This is a genomic window from Rhodanobacter sp. C06, assembly GCF_002001105.1.
Taxonomy (GTDB): Bacteria; Pseudomonadota; Gammaproteobacteria; order Xanthomonadales; family Rhodanobacteraceae; genus Rhodanobacter_A.
In genome coordinates this window covers 50572-66286 of the sequence record NZ_MUNP01000058.1, presented here as the reverse complement: position 1 = coordinate 66286, position 15715 = coordinate 50572, and the positions used below count along the sequence as shown (strand labels likewise).

Annotated in this window: 16 protein-coding genes; 6 read left to right on the top strand and 10 right to left on the bottom strand. The window is 70.3% G+C overall.

The window, feature by feature from the left end:
- The first annotated feature begins 38 nt into the window (after window positions 1-38).
- On the top strand, window positions 39-908 hold the full coding sequence (locus tag B0E52_RS11940) for a beta-lactamase induction protein (protein ID WP_077484061.1): 870 nt from the start codon (window positions 39-41) through the stop codon (window positions 906-908).
- Window positions 909-956: 48 nt separating this feature from the next.
- On the opposite strand, the gene B0E52_RS11935 is transcribed toward B0E52_RS11940, so the two are convergent.
- Both B0E52_RS11935 and B0E52_RS11930 read right to left on the bottom strand, forming a co-directional pair.
- The gene (locus tag B0E52_RS11935) at window positions 957-2831 is read right to left on the bottom strand and encodes an MFS transporter (RefSeq protein ID WP_077484060.1); all 1875 of its coding nucleotides are present in this window, start codon (window positions 2829-2831) and stop codon (window positions 957-959) included.
- 116 nt (window positions 2832-2947) lie between these two features.
- Window positions 2948-3703: a Bax inhibitor-1/YccA family protein gene (locus B0E52_RS11930; protein ID WP_077484059.1), complete on the bottom strand. Its 756-nt coding sequence runs from the start codon at window positions 3701-3703 to the stop codon at window positions 2948-2950.
- Window positions 3704-3823: 120 nt separating this feature from the next.
- Here B0E52_RS11930 and B0E52_RS11925 point away from each other — a divergent pair, with 120 nt between their 5' ends.
- A complete protein-coding gene (locus tag B0E52_RS11925) occupies window positions 3824-4036 on the top strand; it encodes a DUF2945 domain-containing protein (protein WP_077484134.1) in 213 nt (70 codons plus the stop codon).
- Window positions 4033-4581 (top strand): DUF488 domain-containing protein, encoded by a 549-nt coding sequence (locus tag B0E52_RS11920; protein WP_077484058.1) that lies wholly within the window; start codon window positions 4033-4035, stop codon window positions 4579-4581. The genes B0E52_RS11925 and B0E52_RS11920 overlap by 4 nt, the downstream gene beginning before the upstream one ends.
- A gap of 70 nt (window positions 4582-4651) precedes the next feature.
- Here the strand turns inward: B0E52_RS11920 and B0E52_RS11915 are convergent, their stop codons facing one another.
- A complete protein-coding gene (locus B0E52_RS11915; protein WP_077484057.1) occupies window positions 4652-5635 on the bottom strand; it encodes a YafY family protein in 984 nt (327 codons plus the stop codon).
- Between the two features lie 148 nt (window positions 5636-5783).
- Between B0E52_RS11915 and B0E52_RS11910 the strand changes: the two genes are divergently transcribed.
- On the top strand, window positions 5784-6692 hold the full coding sequence (locus tag B0E52_RS11910; RefSeq protein ID WP_077484056.1) for a hypothetical protein: 909 nt from the start codon (window positions 5784-5786) through the stop codon (window positions 6690-6692).
- An 81-nt stretch (window positions 6693-6773) separates the two neighbouring features.
- Complete coding sequence (locus B0E52_RS11905) at window positions 6774-7580, top strand: DUF481 domain-containing protein (protein WP_077484055.1); 807 nt, start codon at window positions 6774-6776, stop codon at window positions 7578-7580.
- A gap of 227 nt (window positions 7581-7807) precedes the next feature.
- Here B0E52_RS11905 and hemC read toward each other — a convergent pair whose 3' ends face one another.
- The 5 genes from hemC to B0E52_RS11880 all read right to left on the bottom strand — a co-directional run bounded on the left by hemC (window position 7808) and on the right by B0E52_RS11880 (window position 11963).
- Window positions 7808-8719, bottom strand: coding sequence for a hydroxymethylbilane synthase (gene hemC / locus B0E52_RS11900; protein ID WP_077484054.1), 912 nt, complete (start codon window positions 8717-8719; stop codon window positions 7808-7810).
- Between the two features lie 79 nt (window positions 8720-8798).
- A complete protein-coding gene (locus B0E52_RS11895) occupies window positions 8799-9503 on the bottom strand; it encodes a LytTR family DNA-binding domain-containing protein (RefSeq protein WP_077484053.1) in 705 nt (234 codons plus the stop codon).
- The gene (locus B0E52_RS11890; protein ID WP_077484052.1) at window positions 9481-10551 is read right to left on the bottom strand and encodes a histidine kinase; all 1071 of its coding nucleotides are present in this window, start codon (window positions 10549-10551) and stop codon (window positions 9481-9483) included. The genes B0E52_RS11895 and B0E52_RS11890 overlap by 23 nt, the downstream gene beginning before the upstream one ends.
- A 30-nt stretch (window positions 10552-10581) precedes the next feature.
- The gene (locus B0E52_RS11885) at window positions 10582-11250 is read right to left on the bottom strand and encodes an alpha/beta fold hydrolase (protein WP_077484132.1); all 669 of its coding nucleotides are present in this window, start codon (window positions 11248-11250) and stop codon (window positions 10582-10584) included.
- Window positions 11251-11318: 68 nt separating this feature from the next.
- Window positions 11319-11963, bottom strand: a complete 645-nt coding sequence (locus B0E52_RS11880; RefSeq protein ID WP_077484051.1) for a cysteine hydrolase family protein — start codon at window positions 11961-11963, stop codon at window positions 11319-11321.
- 128 nt (window positions 11964-12091) lie between these two features.
- Between B0E52_RS11880 and B0E52_RS11875 the strand changes: the two genes are divergently transcribed.
- Window positions 12092-13048 carry a helix-turn-helix domain-containing protein gene (locus tag B0E52_RS11875; RefSeq protein ID WP_077484050.1) on the top strand — a complete coding sequence of 319 codons (957 nt, stop codon included), beginning with the start codon at window positions 12092-12094 and terminating at the stop codon, window positions 13046-13048.
- Window positions 13049-13063: 15 nt separating this feature from the next.
- Here the strand turns inward: B0E52_RS11875 and B0E52_RS11870 are convergent, their stop codons facing one another.
- Window positions 13064-13414, bottom strand: coding sequence for a cupin domain-containing protein (locus B0E52_RS11870; protein WP_077484049.1), 351 nt, complete (start codon window positions 13412-13414; stop codon window positions 13064-13066).
- A gap of 23 nt (window positions 13415-13437) precedes the next feature.
- The gene (locus B0E52_RS11865; RefSeq protein ID WP_077484048.1) at window positions 13438-15591 is read right to left on the bottom strand and encodes a prolyl oligopeptidase family serine peptidase; all 2154 of its coding nucleotides are present in this window, start codon (window positions 15589-15591) and stop codon (window positions 13438-13440) included.
- Window positions 15592-15715 lie beyond the last annotated feature (124 nt).

Sequence of the window (15715 nt, the reverse complement as noted above, 5' to 3'; positions counted from 1 at the left end):
AGGCTCGCTTACAATGCGGCGGTTCCCCGGAGAAGCGCATGGCCATACGTCTGCTCGTTGCCCTGATTGCCCTCGGCCTGCTGCACTGGCAGCCGCGCCTCGCGCACTGGCGCAACGACGCCGGCTTCCGCCGCTGGGTGGCGCAACTGGGCGACACCAGCGGCACGGGTCGCGTGGTGCTGGCGCTGCTGCTGCCGCTGCTGCTGTGCGCGCTGGCGACCTGGCTGCTGGGCCTGCCGCCGCTGGCCGACCTGCTGCAGCTGCTGTTCGCGCTGGCGGTGCTGCTGTTCTGCTTCGGCCCGCACGCGTTCGAGGCCGACCTGGAGGCGATCCTCGCCGCGCCGGACGGCGCCAGCCGCGAAGCCGCCGCGCAGGCGCTGGGCGAGGATGGCGAACACGTGGCATGGCAGGCCACCGAACTGGGCGAGGCCACCGCCTACGCCGCGCTGCGCCGCCGCTTCGGCGTGCTGTTCTGGTTCTTCCTGCTCGGCCCCCTCGGCGCGCTGCTGTACCGGCTGACGCGCGCGCTGGGCCACGACGACACGCTGCGACTGGACGCCGAGGCACGCGGCACCGCACGCCGTTTCGCCAACGCGCTGGACTGGATTCCCGCCCAGCTGCTGGTGTTCACGCTGGCCCTGGTCGGTCACTGGGACGCGGTGATCGGCGCCTGGCGCCGCTGGCACCAGCAGGCCCTGCCGAACAGCTGGCTCAACGAGGGCCCGGGCTTCCTCGGCGCCGCCGCGCGCGCAGACATCCAGGTCGACATCGAGGGCGGCGAGGGCTATGCCGAGGAGCGCAGCGATCCGCTCGTCGAACTGCGCCGCCTGCGCAGTGTGCTGCTGCGCGCACTGCTGGCCTGGCTCAGCGTGGTGGCGCTGATCGTGATCGGCGGCTGGTTGCGCTGAGGCGTTGACCCCACCCCAACCCTCCCCTGCAAGCAGGGGAGGGAGAAATCACGCCAGCTCGCCGCGCAGCTCGCGCACGCGTGCTTCCAGCGACCCGGCGCTGACCTGCTCCGGCGCCAGCGTCGCATCCACCACCAGTTCCACCCGGGCGCGGAAGCGGCGCGGCAGGCGCGCGCGATGCAGCGCCGAGTCGCGCCGGCTCCACATGCTGCCCCACAGCCCGCGCAGCGCCATCGGCAGCACCGGCACCGGGCGGCGCGCGAGGATCTTTTCCAGACCGGGTCGGAACGGCGCGATCGTGCCGTCGCGGGTCAGCGCGCCCTCGGGGAAGATGCACACCAGTTCGCCGTCGGCCAGCGCGGCGTCGATGGCGTCGTAAGCCTGCTGCAGCACGGCCGGGTCTTCCTTCTGCCCGGCGATGGGTATGGCCTTCGCCGTCCTGAACAGGAACTTCAGCAGCGGGACGTTGAAGATCCGGTAATACGTCACGAAGCGCGCGGGCCGGCGCAGGTTCGCCATCAGCAGCAGCGGATCGACGTAGCTCACGTGGTTGCATACCAGCAGCGCCGGGCCTTGCTCGGGGATGTGCTGCAGGCCGTCCGCGCGCACCCGGTACAGCGTGCGGGTGAGCAGCCAGGTGACGAAGCGCAGGATGAACTCCGGCACCAGGGTGAAGATGTAGGCCGCCACCAGCACGTTGAGCAGCGCGGCGGCGAGGAAGATCGTCACCGCATGCACGCCCAGCCAGCTCAGCGTGAAGCCGAACAGCGCCGCGGCCACGATCCACACCGCATTCATGATGTTGTTGCCGGCGATGACGCGCGACAGCTTCTCGCGCGGCGAACGCGCCTGCACGAAGGCGAACAGCGGCACCACGTAGAGGCCCGCGAAGGCGCCGATCAGGGTGAGGTCGAGCACGATGCGCCAGCTGCCCGTGCCGCGCAGAAAGCCCAGCCAGTCCACCGCGTTGCCCGCCGCGATGCCGCGCCGCGCGAGGTACAGATCCACGCCGAACGCGGTGAGCCCGAACGCGCCTATCGGCACCAGGCCGATCTCCACCCGCTTGCCCGAGAGCTTCTCGCAGGCCAGCGCGCCCAGGCCGCTGCCGATGGAGAACAGCGTCAGCACCAGGGTGAACACCGTGTTGTCGCCGCCCAGCGTCTCGCGCGTATAGCCCGGCAGCTGCGCGATCAGCACGGTGCCGAAGAACCAGAACCAGGAGATGCCCAGCACCGCGTTCCAAACCGCGCGGTCGGCGCGGGTGATGCCCAGCACGCGCGCGGTTTCGGTGAGCGGGTTCCAGTTGATCTGCAAGTCCGGCGCGGTGGCCGGCGCCGGCGGGATCGCGCGGCTGGCGAGGTAGCCGATCACCGCCACGCCGATGGTGACGCCCGCGGCCAGCCACGGCCCGATGTGCGCCACGCCCATCACCGTGGTGCCCGCGATCATGCCCAACAAGATCGCCAGCTGGGTGCCCATCTCCACCAGGCCGTTGCCGCCCACCAGCTCGGCGGGTTTCAGCGCCTGCGGCAGGATCGCGTACTTGATCGGCCCGAACACGGTGGAGTGCAGGCCCATCATGAACAGCACCACCAGCAGCAGGCTCACGTGGTGGGTGATGAAGCCCGCCGCGGCGATCACCATCGCGGCGATCTCGAACAGCTTCACCCAGCGGATGATGCGGGTCTTCTCGATCTTTTCCGCCAGCTGCCCCGCGCTGGCCGAGAACAGAAAGAACGGCAGAATGAACAGCGCCGGCGCGAAGTTCGTGTAGAACGACGCCGTGCGCTCGCTCAGTCCCATCTGGAACGCCACCAGCACGATCAGCGCATTGCGGAACGCATTGTCGTTGAATGCCGCCAGCGCCTGGGTCCAGAAGAACGGCGCGAAGCGGCGCTGGCCGAACAGGGCGAACTGGCTCATGCATATCCATGGCGGCGGAGTCGGCGGAGAGCTTAGCCGATACGCAATTGCCGGCCGCAGACAGCGAAACGCCCGCGACGTGCGGGCGTTTCGTCAGCCGTGCAAGCGCGGCGTACTCAGTTGCGCGATTGCAGCTTCGACAGCAGGCGCAGCATCTCCAGGTACAGCCACACCAGGGTCACCACCAGCGCGAAGGCGCCGTACCACTCCATGTACTTCGGCGCGCCGGCGCCCACGCCCTGCTCGATCATGTCGAAGTCGAGGATCAGGTTCAGCGCCGCGATCACCACCACGGCGAGGCTGAACAGGATGCCGACCGTGCTGCTGCCGGTGATGAAGCCGAAGGAGTGGCCGAAGAAGCCCATCACGAAGCTGGCCAGGTAGACCAGCAGGATGCCGCCGGTGGCGGCGACCACGCCCATCTTGAACTTGTCGGTGGCGCGGATCAGCCCGCTGCGATAGGCCAGCAGCATCGCCGCCATGGTGCCGAAGGTCAGCCCCACCGCCTGCATCACGATGCCGGGGTAGCGCATCTCGAAGATCGCCGACAGCGCGCCCACGAACACGCCCTCGGCCAGCGCGTACAGCGGCGCGGTGACCGGCGCCCAGGTCTTCTTGAACGCGGTGACCATGGCCAGCACGAAGCCGACCAGCGCGCCACCGAGCACCAGCGGCCCCAGCGCAGGCAGGCTTTCGGCGCCGTGGAAGCGGCTCCAGCTGAACATCGCGCCGAGCACCACCAGCACCAGCAGCAGGCCGGTCTTGTTGACCGTGCCGTTGAGCGTCATGGCGTTGCCGTCGTGCTGGAATACCGCGCCGCTGGCCGCGTCGAGGAAGGTGTTCTTGTTGAGGGCGGGATTGCCGCTTTGCATGTCGTACTCCTGTCGTTTGCACCATCCTAGCCGGTCGCCGTGCGCCTTGCCGACGGCGACCTCGCCTGCACGCCACCGGTGCGAAGATGCCGGCATTGTCAGCAGACAGAGACCACCATGATGGGCACACAGTTCCACGTCGGCGACCACGTGCGCTGGAATTCCGAAGCCGGCCACGTCACCGGCCACATCGTGAAGGTGCACACGGCGGACACGCTGTACAAGGGCCACCCACGCCACTGCAGCCCGGACGATCCGCAATACGAGATCAAGAGCGACAAGACCGACCACGTCGCCATGCACAAGGGCAAGGCGCTCTCGAAGATCGCGTGAACGCCGCCGATCCCGCCACGATCTGGACGATCGGCCACTCCACCCGCACGCTGGAGGAGTTCCTGGCCCTGCTGGCGACGTACTCCATCGGGGCGATCGCCGACGTGCGCCGTTTCCCCGGTTCGCGGCGCTGGCCACAATTCGCGCACGATGCGCTGGCCGTCAGCCTGCCTGCGCAGGGCATCGGCTACCAGTGGTTCCCCGCGCTGGGTGGACGACGACGGGCGAAGCCGGACTCGCCGAACACCGCGTGGCGCAACGCCGCGTTCCGCGGCTACGCCGACCACCTCGCCAGTGCGGAATTCGCCGAGGGGCTGGCCGCGCTGCTGGACTTTGCCGCGCGCCAGCGCACGGCCATCATGTGCGCCGAAGCGGTGTGGTGGCGCTGCCATCGCGCGATCATCGCCGACGTGCTGAAGCAGCGCGGCATCGAGGTGATCCACATCCTCGACCTGCGGCACAGCGCAGCGCATCCGTGGACCTCGGCGGCGCACGTCGCGAACGGCGAGCTGAGCTACGCGGCCCCGCAATCGACGCTGTTGTAGGAGCGCACTCTGTGCGCGAATGCTCTGGCGCCTGATCGAAACCAAAAGCCATCGCGCACGGGATGTGCTCCTACCGCGGCGGCACCTGATACGCGCCCTGCGCCAGCTGCAGCAGGATCTTCATCTCCTCGCGCAGCGGCAGCGGTGCGATCACCTCGGCGTCCGGGCCGTACTTGAGCACATCCATCAACAATTCCTTGGAATTGGAATACGGCAACTGCAGCTCGTAGCGGCCGTCGCCCAGCCACTCTCCCTTCTGCTGCGAATGCCAGTGCTCGTCGGCCACCCAGCGCGCGGCGTGCGAGGAAAAGCGGATCGTGGCCCAAGCCTTGGGCTGGCCGGCGAAGATGCCGTAGCTGGAAGCCAGCGCCTGGTCCAGCTCGGCATCGGGCACGTCGCGCGCGGGCGTGTCCAGCGCCTGCGCCTCGGCGATGCGGTCCACCGCGAAGCTGCGCAGCGCCTCGCGGTCGTGGTCCCACACGTCGAGGTACCAGTTGTCGCGGTAATGCGTGAGGCGCTGCGGCGAGACGGTGCGGCGGCTGTCCGCGCCGGTGGTGCGCGCGCGGTAGCGGAAGCGCAGTTGCTTGCGCTCCAGCACCGCGCCGGCCACGATGCGGAACGCCTGCTGGTCGAGCTTGCGCGCGCCCCACGGAATCACCCGGATGCGCTCGACCGGCAGCGCCTTGCCGCTGCCGCGGTCGGATAGCAGGTGCTCGATGCGCGACTTGAACGGCGCCAGCGCGCCGGCCAGCACGCCGGGGCCGCTGCGGCCGATCAGCTCGTTCAGGGCCAGCAACGCCGCCAGTTCGTCGGAGGTCAGCCACAGTCCCGGCAACTCGAAACGTTCGCCCTCGCTCAGCTCGTAGCGGAACGCGGCGTGCTCGCCGCCCGCGCTCTCGATCGGCGCGCCCAGCGCGTCGCGCAGGAAGGCCACGTCGCGGTACAGCGTGGCGCGCGAGCACTCCAGCTCGTCCATCAGCTTCGGCAACGGCACCGGGTAGTGCGCCGATTTCAGCAGGCGATGCAGGGTGAGGATGCGTTCGTAGCGGTCCATGGCGGGCTCGGCGGTCGCGGCGGGGTGCGTGAGCCTCCTAGCATGGGTACGCCCGCTGGCGCCCGCAAGCCTGCCGAACGTTTGGCTAACCCGCATCCGTGACGGCTGGCTTAAGCTTGCAGCCCCGCCTTCCCCGACGGAATCCTCCATGCAGTCCACCCGCGAGTGGCCCGATGCGATCGCGGCCGATACAGCGACGGCCTCGTCGACCGCTCGCCCGCACCGCGCCGCGGCACTGCTGCAGGTGCTGGCGACCACCGGTTACGGCATCTGGCTGTGGCTGGGCCTGTCCCTGTTGCTGGGGCTGAGTCCGCCGGGCCGCAGCAGCACCCTGATCCCGCTGGGGCTGGGCTCCGTGCTGGCAGGCAGCGGCCTGCTGCTGGCCGGTCTGCGGATACCCGGGCTGGCCAGTTGGCACGGCTGGTTGCCGCGACCGGGCCACCGTCCCACGCGTTCCGCGCTGATGGCCCTGGCGACCTGGTTGCCGGTGCTGGCGGTGGCGGGCCTGGCACATGGCGACAACGGCTTCTGGGTGACCCGACTGGCCGGCACGGCGCTGATGCTGTGCAGTCTGGTCAGCCTGTTGCTGGCCACCCACGACGACCGTGCCCGCCTGCCGTCCACGCTGCAACGCGCGACTGCCCTGCTGCCGGCCTGCCGCATCACCATCGCGGCTTACATCGGCGGCCTCTGGCTGTGGCTGAGCGTGCTGGCGCAAGACGAGTTCATTGGCGGGCGCGGCGCCTACCTGTGGGTCCTGCTGCTGCTGGCGCTGGCGCTCGGCCAGGGCTTGCTGGAAAGCGGGCTGTGGCAATCGCTGCGCGAGCCCGAAACCGCCGCCGGCGAGGCCGCGGCGAACCGTGGCCGCCTCCCCGCGCGCCTGGTCGCTTCGCTGCTGAGCTACGCGCTGCCCTGCACGGCCCTGCTGCTGGGTGGCGCTTCCGGCAACCTGCTCGCAGCCGCGCTCGCCGCGCCCGGTTGCCTGCTGGGCCAGCTGCTGGAGCGCTGGCTGTACGAAGGTGCACTGGCCGACGCCGTGGGTGCAAAAGCGGCCTGATCGGCTCGTGTTCATTGAAAATTCAAGCCGTTGCGTTAAGGTGTGCCACTTACAATTGCTTAACGAAACGGATATCCACCCATGAACAAGACCCTGATGGCCGCCCTGCTGCTGGCGGCATGCGCGAGCTTCGGCGCGCAGGCGCAAGACGCCAACAGCGCCACCAACAACGGCGGCTGGAGCGGTTCGGGCGAATTCGGTTTCGCCTCCGCCACCGGCAACACCCGCTCGCAGAACGTCAACGCCAAGCTCGGCCTTAACCAGGAAAACGAGCAGTGGAAGAACAGCTTCTTCCTGGACGTGCTGCGCACCAAGGTGCAGCAGAAGGTGATCGACCAGAACGGCAACACCATCAACGAATTCAACACCACCGCCAACCGCTACGACGGCGGCGCCTCGGTGGGCTACAAACTCGATCCGCGCAGCTACATCGTGGGCGCGGGCCGCTACGACCACGACCAGTTCGGCGCCAACCTGTGGCAGGGCGTGGTCTCGCTGGGCTACGGCTACATCGCGCTGAAGGACGCCCGCAACGAGCTGTCGTTCGAAATCGGTCCCGGTTACAAGAAGTACCGCCCGGCCGACCTCACCGTGGACACCGCCGGCGTCGTCACCAAGGAACGGCAGACGGTGCAGCACGAAGTGGTGGCTCGCGGCCTGGTCAACTACAAGTTCCGCCTGACCGACAACACCTCGTTCGAGGACACGTTCCTGACGGAAGCGGGCTCCAAGAACACCTACCTGCAGAACGACGCCGGCCTCGCCGTCAGCATGACCAAGAAGCTGGCGCTGAAGGTGGGCTTCCAGGTGCGCCGCAACAGCGACGTGTTGCCCGGCATCCGGAAGACCGACACGCTGACCACCACCAACCTGGTCTACAACTTCTAAGGAAGGTCTGAACAACCGGCCTCTTGCTCGTCATTCCTGCGAGGCGCCTTTCAACAGCCGAAGGCTGGTCAAGCAGGAATCCAGTGTCATTACCTTCAATGACTCGAAGGCACTGGATCCCGGCTTTCGCCGGGGTGACGAGCAAAATCAAAGCATCCCCAAGGGCCGGGATTCACGAAAGCATTGGCGGCTCCTGCCTTCGGCGGGGGCCGTTTTCGTTTCGGCGTCTATGCGCCCAGAAACTCTGCGGCGCCCTGCGCGAACAGCGCTTGCGCCACCGCCTGCCCCAGCGCCTCGGCCTCCTCGCCGTCCGCCTGCGCGTGCAGCAGCCGGCCGCTGGCCGCGTCGCCCACCAGTCCACGCAGGTGCAAGCCGTGTTCGGTGAGCGTGCACCATGCGCCCACCGGCACCGTGCAGCTGCCGCCCAGCGCCTGGTTCATCGCGCGCTCGGCGCCCACTTCCTGCCGCGTGTCGGCGTCGTCCAGCACCGCGAGCAGGGCCAGCGTGGCCGGTTGGTCGACGCGCGCCTCGATCGCGATCGCCGCCTGCCCCGGCGCCGGCAGCCAGTTCGGCGCGGCGAGCCGGCTGCGGATGCGCGCGGCCAAGCCCAGCCGCTCCAGCCCCGCGCAAGCCAGCACGATCGCGTCGTAGTGGCCCGCGTCCAGCTTCGCCAGTCGCGTGCCCACGTTGCCACGCAGGTCCAGCAGTTCCAGGTCGGGCCGCAGCGCGCGCAGCTGCGCCTGCCGGCGCAGCGAAGAGGTGCCCACCTTCGCGCCCGGCGGCAAGGCGGCGAGATCCGCATGGTGGTTGCTGACGAAGGCGTCGGCGGCATCCGCTCGCGGCAGGATCGCCGGCAGCGCGAAGCCCGGCTCCAGCTCGGCCGGCACGTCCTTCAGCGAATGCACGGCGAGGTCGGCGCGGCCTTCCAGCATCGCCACTTCCAGCTCCTTCAGGAACAGCCCCTTGCCGCCGATCGTCGCCAGCGGCTGGTCGAGGATCTCGTCGCCGCGGGTGGACAGCGGCACCAGCTCCACCGCCAGCCCCGGATGCGCCGCGCGCAGCAGCGCCGCCACGTGCTCGGCCTGCCACAGCGCGAGCGCGCTCTTGCGGGTGGCGATGCGCAGGGTGGTCGGGGTCATGCGGGCTCCACGGTTCGGCGTTGCGCCATTGTCACCGATGCGGCCGCACGCGGCGCGGCAAGCGACGGATCGACGCAGCTCAGCCCATCCTGAGCAGCTTGCGCAGCGCCGGCAGGTTGCGCCGGCTCACCTCGGGGCTGAAGTCGGTACCGGCGAGGCGGGCCAGCACGCGACCGTCGGACAGCGGTTTCAGCCCCAGCAGGCGGGCGGGCGGCACCAGGCAATTGCGATGCAGGCGGATCAGCTGCTCGGGATAGGCCTCCTCCAGCTGGCGCAGCGATTCGTCGATCAGCAGCTCGCCGCCGGCGTGCCGCACGCACACGTATTTCTCCTCGGCGAGCAGGCAGATCACCTCGTCCAGCGCCACGCGCACCTGTTCGTCGCGCACGCGCGCGTGCAACCACGCGGTGGCGGCCCGCGGCGCGTCCGCCTGCCGCTTGCGCGCGCGCTGCAGCGCCTCGCGCAGGCGCTCCAGCCGCACCGGCTTCAGCAGGTAGTCCACCGCGTCCAGCTCGAAGGCGTGCAGCGCGTGGTTCTCGTAGGCGGTGCAGAACACCACCTGCGGCCGCGCGCGGCCGGCCAGCCGCGCGGCCAGCGCCAAGCCGTCGAGGCCGGGCATGTTGATGTCGAGCAGCAGCAGGTCGGGCCGTAGTTCGGCGAGCGCGGCCAGCGCGGCCTCGCCGTCGCCCACGCTGCCGGCCAGCACGGCACCTTCGCATTCGCCCAGCAGCGTGGCGAGTCGCATGCGCGCCAGCGGTTCGTCATCGACGATCAGTACGCGCATCGTCATTCCCCTTCGTCTCGAACGGCAGTCGCAGGCTCACCACGTAGCGCTCACCCTGCGCCCCCGCCTGCACCACGGCGCGCGGGCCGTAGCGGAACGCCACGCGTCGGCGCACGTTGTCCAGGCCATGGCCGTTGCCGCCGCGCGCGGGCGCGGACGACAACGGGTTGGCGATCTCGATCACGACGGCGTCGCCCCGGCGCTCGCCGCGCAGCGTGACCACGCCGCCTTCGCGCAGCGGCTGGATGCCGTGGCGCACCGCGTTTTCCACCAGCGGCTGCAACAGCAGGCGCGGCAGCGGGAACGCCTGCGGCAGATCGTCCAGTGCACGCTCGACGCGCAGGCGTTCGCCCAGACGCAGCTGTTCGATCGCGAGGTAACGGTCGAGCAAGGCCAGTTCCTCGCCCAGCGTGCCGTCGCCCTGCTCGTGCTGGCCCAGCGCGGCGCGGAACAGCTCGGCCAGGTCCTCCACCGTGCGTTCGGCCGCCGCCGGATCGAGCGGGATCAGCGCCGCCACGGTGTTCATGCTGTTGAACAGGAAGTGCGGGCGGATGCGCGCCTGCAACGCCTCCACCTGCGCCCGGCTCACCGCGGCGAGGCGCAGCCGCCACTGTGCGGCCACGTAGAAGTAGCGCAGGATCGCCGCGCCGAGCAGGGCGGCGATCAGCACGTTGTCGCGCACGAAGGCCGCCGCGCCGTCGCGCACCAGGCCCATCTGCAGCGCCTCGTCCAGCCCGTGCGCCATCCAGCTCGCCGCGCCCACGATCGGCATCATCAGCAGCCACGCGGCGAGGTAGGGCAGGTGGCCCGGCAGCCGCTGCAGCCACGCCCGCAACAGGCACAGCACCACGCCGATCACCAGCGCCAGCCAGGTCACGAACAGGATGCCCACGCTGTAGCCGGATAGATCGCGATGGTCACCCGCCGCCAGCCACACCACGGTGGCAGCGAGCGCACCGGTCACCAGCAAGGTGAACAGCACCGGCAGGCTGCAGAAGTCCGGCAACGGGCTGGGTTCGTCGGGGTGGCGAAAGAAGGGCTCGCGCATGCGCGCAGTATGCCGCAGCGTCGCGCCAGTTCAGCTCAATCTGGCGCCCAGCCAGCGGCGCAGGTCGGCGATCTCTTCGGCGCAGACCGCGTGCGCCATCGGGTAGCTGTGCCAGTCCACGCGATAGCCCAGGCCTTGCAACAGGTCGCGGCTGGCACTGCCGCGCGGCGGGATCACCACCGGATCGAAGCTGCCGTGCGCCTGGAAGATCCCCACGTCTGCGTTCGCCGCGCTGCGCTCGGCGGCCAGCGTGTCGGCGATCGGCAGGTAGGTGGACAGCGCCACGATGCCGGCCAGGCGCGATGCGTGGCGCAGGCCCGCGGCCAGCGCGATCGCGCCGCCCTGCGAGAAGCCGGCGAGGAAGATCCGCTCGTCGGGCACGCCACGCGCGTTCTCGCGCGCGATCAGCGCCGCGGTGGCGGCGATCGAGGCGCGGATGCCCGCCTCGTCCTGCTGCGCCAGCAGGTCGAAGCCGACGATGTCGTACCACGCGCGCATCGGCAGCCCGCCGTTCACCGTCACCGGCCGCACCGGCGCATGCGGAAACACGAAGCGCAGCGCCGGCCAGTCCGCCGCCACCAGCTCCGGCACGACAGGCGCGAAGTCGTGGCCGTCCGCGCCCAGGCCATGCAGCCAGATGATGCTGTGGCGGGGGCTGGCGGCGGTTTCGTGTTCGACGGCGGGAAGCAACTCGGGCATGGCGGAGATCGCGGCGGAAAGGCGCACAGCTTAGCGCCTGTCGAGCCTGCGATCTCCGCCTCCCTGCCTCAGGCCGCCACGGCCAGCTGCGCCAGCGCCCGCTGGTGCGAGGCGTGGATGGTGTCGCGCTCCGGCACGGTGCCTGCGGCGAGGTGGCCGATCCATTCGTCGGTCGTCATCACCGCGGCGTAGCGCGACTGCTCCACCACCGCGAACACGCGGTGGATCTCCTCCGCCGTGGCGGCTCCCGCGCGGTTCGCGTAGGGCACGCTGCCGGAGGCGTCCATCAGGAATTCCACCGCCAGCCCCGCATCGAAGGCGTGCTTGATCGTGGTGTCGTTGCAGTTGTGGGTCATGTAGCCGACCACCGCCAGCGTGTCGATGCCGTGGGCCGTCAGCCAAGTGCCGAGATCGGTGCCCGCGAACGCGCTGGGCAGCTTCTTCTGCACGAAGTGCTGGCGCGGCCGGCTGGCGACCACCTCGTGCAGTTGCCAGCCGTGCGTGCCTTCGGCGAACAGCGGGGCGTCGGCGGGCGCCATCTGCTGCACCACGATCACCGGGATGCCGGCGGCACGGGCGGCGTCCATCGCCGCGCCGATGCGGCACAGCGAATCGGCGACCGGCGGATACTCGATGCCCAAGCCGCCACTCTCGTATTCGTTCTGCACGTCGACCACGACGAGGGCGCGGCGGGGGATGTGGGTCTGGGTCATGGCGGCATGTCTCGGGGATGGGACGCTTCGTCCCGGTGACGCCATGATCCGCGCCCGCCGGCTCCGGCAGCAGTGGCCCGAATGCCAATTCTGGTTAGCATCGGGCCACATTGGCGTAGGACATCCATATGACGACGAGGCAGCGCGTGGCGGTGGTGGCGTTCGACGGCATCCGACCATTCCATCTGTCGGTGCCGTGCGCGGTGTTCGGCGAAACCTCCGACGGCGCGGCGTCGCCGTTCGAGCTGCGCGTGTGCGCGGTCGAGCCGGGCGAACTGCGCAGCCAGGCCGGCTTCGGCATCGTGGCGCGGCATGGCCTGCGCGCGTTGGCCTGGGCCGACATCGTGGTGGTGCCGTCGTGGCGCGATCCGCACGAAACGCCGCCCGCGCCGCTGCTGGCCGCGCTGCGGCGGGCGCACGCGCGCGGCGCGCTGATCGTGGGCTTGTGCGTGGGCGCCTTCGTGCTGGCCGAGGCCGGCCTGCTCGGCGGCCGCCGCGCCACCACGCACTGGCGCTGGGCCGCGCGTTTCGCCCAGCACTACCCGCAGGTGCGGCTCGACCCGGACGTGCTGTACGTGGACGAGGGCGACGTGCTCACCTCGGCCGGCACCGCCGCCGGCATCGACTGCTGCCTGCACTTGCTGCGCCAGCGCCTCGGCGCGGAAGCGGCGAACCGCATGGCGCGCACCCTGGTGGTGCCGCCGCACCGGCAGGGCAGCCAGGCGCAATACATCGAGCTGCCGGTGCTGGCGACCGCGCGCGACACGCCGCTGACGAAGACGCTGGACTGGGCCGCGCGCCACCTCGACGCCGTGCACAGCCTCGACTCGCTAGCCGCGCGCGCCGCGATGAGCCGGCGCAGTTTCACCCGCCACTTCCGCCAGCACACCGGCACCACCGTGGGCCAGTGGTTGCTCGCGCAGCGGCTGGCGCTGGCGCAACGCCTGCTGGAAACCACCGCGCAGCCGATCGAACGCGTCGCCGAACGCGCCGGCTTCGGCACCGCGCTGTCCATGCGCCAGCACTTCGGCACCGCGCTGCACACCACGCCGTCGCTGTACCGGCGCGAGTTCCGTGGCGGTTAGCGCCCGCGCGTCTGCTCAGGTGCCTTCCAGGTCCTCGTAGGCCTCGGGCCGGAAGCGCGGCGTGCACAGTGCATGGAACAGCAGGTCGCCTGCGCTGTCGTTGGTGATTCGCTGGCGGCAGCCGGCGGGAATGACGACGACGTCGCCGGGCGCCACGGCCTGCGGCGGCAACCCGCCCAGTTCCATCACGCCGTGGCCGGCGAGGATCACGTAGCGCTCGTCGATGCCGCGCAGACGGTGCCAGCGTGTGGTGACGCCGGGTCCCACCCGCGCCAACGCCACCAACAGCGCCTCGTCCGCGGGCGAGTTGGAGAGCTCGGTGATGTGACAAAGCTCCGCCGTGAAGAACTCCGCGGAGCGTGCCATCAGGATGGCGGGCGCGGGGGCATTCACGGCGTGGGCAGCCCCAGCTCCTGCGCGAAGAACGTCAGCAGCAACGCCGTATTGCCCACGCGCTGGGAGAACGGCGCGCCGATGCCGTGGCCGGCGTTCATGCGGGTGAGCAGCAGGATCGGCTGCTTCGAGCTGCTGGCGTTCTGCAGCGTGGCGGCGAACTTGCGCGACTGCCACGGCGCCACGCGCGGGTCGTTCGCGCCGGTGGTGAGCAGCACGGCGGGGTAGGCGGTATCCGGCTTGACGTTCTGCAGCGGCGAATACGCCAGCGTGGCCTTGAACTGCGCGGGATCGGCCACCGTGCCGTATTCGGGCACGTTGTAGGCGCCGTTCGCGAACTCGGTTTCGTGGCGGATCACGTCGTGGATGCCGACCATCGCCACCACCGCGCGGTAGTCGCCCGGGTGCTGCACGATCTGCGTGCCCATCAGCAGGCCGCCGTTGCTGCCGCCCAGCGCGCCCAGGTGCTCGCGGTCGGTCCAGTGCGTGTCGATGAGCGCCAGCGCGGCGGCGTGGAAGTCGTCGAACACGTTCTGCTTGTGCAGCTTCTGGCCCTGCGCGTGCCACAGCTCGCCGTTCTCGTTGCCGCCACGGAGGTTGGCGTAGGCGAGCACGCCGCCGCGCTCCAGCCAGGCCAGCTCGGCGCCCACGAAATGCGGCGCCACGGGTATGTCGAAGCCGCCGTAACCGTAGAGGATGGCCGGCCGCTGACCGTTCGGCGTGATGCCCTTCATCGCCAGCACGGTGACCGGGATTTTCGTGCCGTCCCTAGATACGCCGTCGATACGGTGCGCCTCGATCTTCGAGTAGTCGGCGGCGGCCTTCACCGCGAACACGGTCTTCAGCGTGCCGGCTTTCGCGTCGTACTCGGCCCAGCGCGAGGGCAGCGTCCAGCCGCCGTAGCCGATCAGCGCGCGCGCCTGGCCCGCCTCGCCGGCGATGCCGCCGATGCCGATGCCGTGCGCGGGCAATGGCAGGCGGCGCACGAATTTCGCGGCGTGGTCGTACTGCTCCACCCACCAGTCCGGGCCCCAGCTGCGCACCACGAGGAAACCGTCGGCGATCGGCGCCACGTCCTGGAGCGCACCTTCACGCTGGCCCAGCACCTCGCCGGCCTTGCCGTTCGCGGCTACGGCGAGCAGCTTGCCTCGCGGCGCGCCGGCGAAGCTGGCGACGAACAGGCGCTGGCCCACCCAGCCGGCGAAGCGCACGTCGGCGGCGTCGCCCAGCACCTTCTTCCATACATCGCCTTCGCGCAGCCACACCTCGGCCGGGCCGCCGTCGCCCACGTTCGCGAGCACGGCGAGCTGCTTCGCGCCGGGCGAACTCAGCAGGCGGTACTCGGCCACCTTGGAGAAATCCTTGCCGAACACCGCGACGTCCTTCGCCGCGGGTTCGCCCAGCACGTGATGCACCAGCGCGGCGTGGAACTGCACGACGTCCTCGCCCTTGGGCGGCGGCGGGAAGCGCACGTAGGTGAAGCCGCGCTCGTTCGCATCCCAGGCCAGACCCTGCGGCGTGGTGCCGCCGCCGGCCCAGGGCAGGGCGTCGGGCAAGGTCTGGCCGCTCTTCACGTCGAGCACGTGGAGGGTGGTGAGCTCGCTGCCGCCCTCGGCCGTGCCGTAGGCGAGGTAGCGGCCGCTGGGCGAGGGCCAGTAGCCGGTGATCGCGGTGTTGCCGCCGTTCGCGTTGAGGTCCACCAGCACGCGCGGCGCACCGTGCGGCCACGGCTGCGCGATCAGCTGCGGCTGCGCTTGCGGCGGCGTCTCCTGCATATAGAACAGCGTGCCGCCGGCCAGCAGCGGGCCGGAGCGGGTGGTGGAGGTGATCGCCAGTTCGCGCACGCGCGCGTTCATCGCCTGGCCGTCCGGCATCGTCGCCAGCACCTGCTCGGTATACGCGTTCTGCGCCTTGATCCAGGCCGCGACCGCGGGGTCGGCGGGGTTTTCCAGCCAGCGGTACGGGTCGGCCACAGTGACACCGTGCAGCACGCTGGCGTCGTCGTGCCGCGGCGTGGCGGGCGGTTCCGGCATGTGGCCGCCGATCAGCGACACGTCGCGTTGCGGAGGCGTGGGCATCTGCCGGGCATCGGCGATGCAGGCGGCCATGCCCGCGAACAACGCAAGCGACAGGGCAAGTACGGGACGCATGCGGATTCTCCGACCGTGGGACCGCCCCCGAGGGTAACCCCGGCTCCCGGCCCATGCACCTGACTTTCGGCACAGGCGCGGCTGCGCCTCCGCCGCGCCCGGTATCCTGAAGGTTTCCCCGCCA

Coding starts and splice junctions, on each gene's coding strand:
- B0E52_RS11880 (WP_077484051.1), bottom strand. CDS start 11,963: ATGACCCAGACCCACATCCCCCGCCGCGCCCTCGTCGTGGTCGACGTG.
- B0E52_RS11910 (WP_077484056.1), top strand. CDS start 5,784: ATGCAGTCCACCCGCGAGTGGCCCGATGCGATCGCGGCCGATACAGCG.
- B0E52_RS11915 (WP_077484057.1), bottom strand. CDS start 5,635: ATGGACCGCTACGAACGCATCCTCACCCTGCATCGCCTGCTGAAATCG.
- B0E52_RS11930 (WP_077484059.1), bottom strand. CDS start 3,703: ATGCAAAGCGGCAATCCCGCCCTCAACAAGAACACCTTCCTCGACGCG.
- B0E52_RS11885 (WP_077484132.1), bottom strand. CDS start 11,250: ATGCCCGAGTTGCTTCCCGCCGTCGAACACGAAACCGCCGCCAGCCCC.
- B0E52_RS11865 (WP_077484048.1), bottom strand. CDS start 15,591: ATGCGTCCCGTACTTGCCCTGTCGCTTGCGTTGTTCGCGGGCATGGCC.
- B0E52_RS11905 (WP_077484055.1), top strand. CDS start 6,774: ATGAACAAGACCCTGATGGCCGCCCTGCTGCTGGCGGCATGCGCGAGC.
- B0E52_RS11895 (WP_077484053.1), bottom strand. CDS start 9,503: ATGCGCGTACTGATCGTCGATGACGAACCGCTGGCGCGCATGCGACTC.
- hemC (WP_077484054.1), bottom strand. CDS start 8,719: ATGACCCCGACCACCCTGCGCATCGCCACCCGCAAGAGCGCGCTCGCG.
- B0E52_RS11925 (WP_077484134.1), top strand. CDS start 3,824: ATGGGCACACAGTTCCACGTCGGCGACCACGTGCGCTGGAATTCCGAA.
- B0E52_RS11890 (WP_077484052.1), bottom strand. CDS start 10,551: ATGCGCGAGCCCTTCTTTCGCCACCCCGACGAACCCAGCCCGTTGCCG.
- B0E52_RS11870 (WP_077484049.1), bottom strand. CDS start 13,414: ATGGCACGCTCCGCGGAGTTCTTCACGGCGGAGCTTTGTCACATCACC.
- B0E52_RS11940 (WP_077484061.1), top strand. CDS start 39: ATGGCCATACGTCTGCTCGTTGCCCTGATTGCCCTCGGCCTGCTGCAC.
- B0E52_RS11935 (WP_077484060.1), bottom strand. CDS start 2,831: ATGAGCCAGTTCGCCCTGTTCGGCCAGCGCCGCTTCGCGCCGTTCTTC.
- B0E52_RS11875 (WP_077484050.1), top strand. CDS start 12,092: ATGACGACGAGGCAGCGCGTGGCGGTGGTGGCGTTCGACGGCATCCGA.